We start from the raw sequence: 2694 nt of genomic DNA, 5'->3' as shown, positions 1-2694 counted from the left end.
GGAGGCGCGCTGATGGCCATTTCGCTCGCATCCCTGCAAACCTCGACGGTGCTGCGTCCGCCGCGCGTGCTCATCCACGGCGTCGCCGGCATCGGTAAATCCACCTTCGCCGCATCCGCTGACGCGCCCGTGTTCGTCCTCACCGAGGACGGTCTCGGCAAGCTGCAGGTGCCGCATTTCCCGCTGGCGGGGAGCTACGCGGAGGTCGCCGAGGCGCTCGACGCCCTGCTCGACGAGGACCACCCCTATTCCACGGTGGTGGTCGACAGCGTGGACTGGCTGGAGCCGCTGATCTGGGCCGAGGCCTGCCGTCGCAACGGCTGGCAGTCGATCGAAAGCCCCGGCTTCGGCAAGGGCTACGCCGAGGCGCTGACCATCTGGCGCGAATACATCGACAGGCTGAACGCGCTCCGCGACCGGAAGGGCATGGCGGTCATCCAGATCGCACACACCGACATCAAGCGCTTCGACAGCCCCGAGCACGAACCCTACGACCGGTACGTGATCAAGCTGCAGGCTCGCGCCTCCGCGCTGTTGCAGGAGCACTCGGACGTGGTGCTCTTCGCCAACTACCGGATCTCTGTCAGCAAGTCCGACGTCGGCTTCAACAAGAAAGTGACCCGGGCGCTCGGGTCCGGTGCGCGCGTGATGCACACCGAGGAGCGCCCCGCCTTCCTCGCCAAGAACCGCTACGGCCTGCCGGAAACCCTGCCGCTCGAGTGGTCGGAGTTCCTGGCCGCCATGCCCCAATCCGCCTGATTACGACTGAAAGGACAGCACGATGGCACGTTTCGACACCGCCTTTGACGCCGCCGGCATCGAGCCCACCACCGCCTACGAGATCCTGCCCGCGGGCAAGTATCGCGCCCAGATCGTCGAGAGCGAGATGCGCGTCACGAAGAACGGGATGGGGAAGTATCTCTGGCTGATGCTCGACATCCTCGAGGGGCCGCAGCAGGGCCGAAAGGTCTTTGACCAGCTGAACCTGGTGAACGCCAACCCGACCACGGTCGAGATTGCGCAGCGCACGCTGTCGGCGATCTGCCACGCCACGGGCAAGCTGCAGGTGAACGACAGCGAGGAGTTGCACCTGATCCCGATGACGATCCAGGTCGGCGTGAAGCCCCCGAAGGACGGCTACGGCGAGCGCAACACGATCCGCTACCTGGTGCCGGAGGCCCCGGCGCAGGCGACCCCGCCCAAGCCCGCCGCCACGCAGCCGGCCAACGCGCCCGCGCAGTCGGCGCCCGCCCGTCCGGCCACCGCACCCTGGAACCGCAAGAGCTGACGCCCTCGGCCGTCGCGGGCGGATAGCGCGCGGCGGCCCGGACATCGCCAGACCCGAGAGACTGACCATGACGAATACCACCGACGCGGCCTGCGCGGCCGCGAACGCCCCCGGCTTGCCCGACGACACCCGGCGCCTGATCGAGATCGAGGACGCCATCGCGAAGATCCGCACGCAGATCGCGACCGCCGATCTGACGCGGCAGCGGACGGCGAAGCCGATCGACTCCGACTGGTTTCACCGCGCGCGCACGGCGCTGCGGCACCTCAACCGCGAGCGCGCCGAGATCGTCGCCCGTCAGAGCGGCCGCCGCCGGCGCGCGCGCCTGAAGGACATGATCATCGCCGTCCTGCGCGAACGCCATGACAGCGCCGCCTGGGCCGCTGTGCTGGCTGAGGCGCGGGCGCGGCTCCAGCGGGAGGAGGCCTGCTGATGGCCGGGCTTCCCGAACCCCCGACGCCGACCCTGTCCGCCATCTACGCCTCCTACGAGGCGCGGCAGGGCGACGGCTTCCGCGACCACCTCGGCGCCTCGCTGATCGGCAAGTCCTGCGCCCGCGCGCTCTGGTACGACTTCCGCTGGGCGACGCCCGCGCGGCACACCGGCCGCATCCTGCGGCTGTTCGAGACCGGCCAGCTGGAAGAGGCCCGGCTAGTCCGCGACCTGCGAGCGACCGGCGCCACGGTGCTGGAGGTCGATCCCGAGACCGGGCGGCAGTTCCGCGTCGAGGCGCATGGCGGGCATTTCGGCGGCTCGCTCGACGCGGTCGCCCTCGGGCTGCTCGAGGCGCCGAAGACCTGGCACGTTGTCGAGTTCAAGACGCATTCCGCGAAGAGCTTCGCCGAGCTCGTCGGCGAGGGCGTCGTGCTCGCCAAGCCCCAGCACGCCGCGCAGATGCAGGTGTACATGCACCTGACGGGCATCACGCGGGCGCTCTACGTCGCGGTCTGCAAGGACACCGACGCGCTGCACATCGAACGTGTCCCGGCCGACCCCGAGACGGGCGAGCGCCTGCTGGAAAAGGCGCGGCGGATCATCTTCGCCCAGCATCCGCCCGAGCGGATCAGCGCGGATCCCGCCTGGTTCGAGTGCCGGTTCTGCGACCACCATGGGCTCTGCCACGGCGAGGAGGCCGCGGCCGTCACCTGCCGGTCCTGCCTGCATTCCACGCCCATCGAAGGAGGCTGGCACTGCGCGCGCCACGACCGGTTGCTCGAACCGGCCGACCAGCGCAGCGCCTGCCCCCGGCATCTGTTCATCCCCGATCTCGTCCCCGGCGAGGTGAGCGAGGCAGGCGAGGACTTCGTCTCCTATCGCATGCGCGACGGCTCGGCCTGGACCAACGACGCCCGCAAAGAGGAGGCCGCCGCATGCTGACCCTGCGCCCCTACCAGCAGGCCGCGATC

At 69.8% G+C, this 2694-nt stretch carries 4 protein-coding genes; all 4 read left to right on the top strand.

The genetic code is table 11. The annotated features are described in order from the left end of the window. Nucleotides 1-759 (top strand): ATP-binding protein (locus ENN83_RS02295; protein ID WP_287183600.1); only part of this gene is annotated, 759 nt, incomplete at its 5' end. Between the two features lie 22 nt (nucleotides 760-781). Beyond that, nucleotides 782-1288 (top strand): DUF669 domain-containing protein, encoded by a 507-nt coding sequence (locus tag ENN83_RS02290; RefSeq protein WP_287183598.1) that lies wholly within the window; start codon nucleotides 782-784, stop codon nucleotides 1286-1288. Nucleotides 1289-1355: 67 nt separating this feature from the next. Next, complete coding sequence (locus ENN83_RS02285) at nucleotides 1356-1721, top strand: hypothetical protein (RefSeq protein ID WP_287183596.1); 366 nt, start codon at nucleotides 1356-1358, stop codon at nucleotides 1719-1721. Beyond that, nucleotides 1721-2665 carry a PD-(D/E)XK nuclease family protein gene (locus tag ENN83_RS02280; RefSeq protein ID WP_287183593.1) on the top strand — a complete coding sequence of 315 codons (945 nt, stop codon included), beginning with the start codon at nucleotides 1721-1723 and terminating at the stop codon, nucleotides 2663-2665. Before ENN83_RS02285 ends, ENN83_RS02280 begins: the two co-directional genes overlap by 1 nt. Nucleotides 2666-2694: the final 29 nt, after the last annotated feature.

This window comes from Rhodovulum sp. (genome assembly GCF_011048875.1).
Classification (GTDB): domain Bacteria; phylum Pseudomonadota; class Alphaproteobacteria; order Rhodobacterales; family Rhodobacteraceae; genus Rhodovulum; species Rhodovulum tesquicola.
This window is presented reverse-complemented; position numbering and strand designations above follow the sequence as displayed.

Excerpts from the sequence above, each read along its gene's own strand:
- ENN83_RS02285 (WP_287183596.1), top strand. The coding sequence starts at position 1,356 with ATGACGAATACCACCGACGCGGCCTGCGCGGCCGCGAACGCCCCCGGC.
- ENN83_RS02280 (WP_287183593.1), top strand. The coding sequence starts at position 1,721 with ATGGCCGGGCTTCCCGAACCCCCGACGCCGACCCTGTCCGCCATCTAC.
- ENN83_RS02290 (WP_287183598.1), top strand. The coding sequence starts at position 782 with ATGGCACGTTTCGACACCGCCTTTGACGCCGCCGGCATCGAGCCCACC.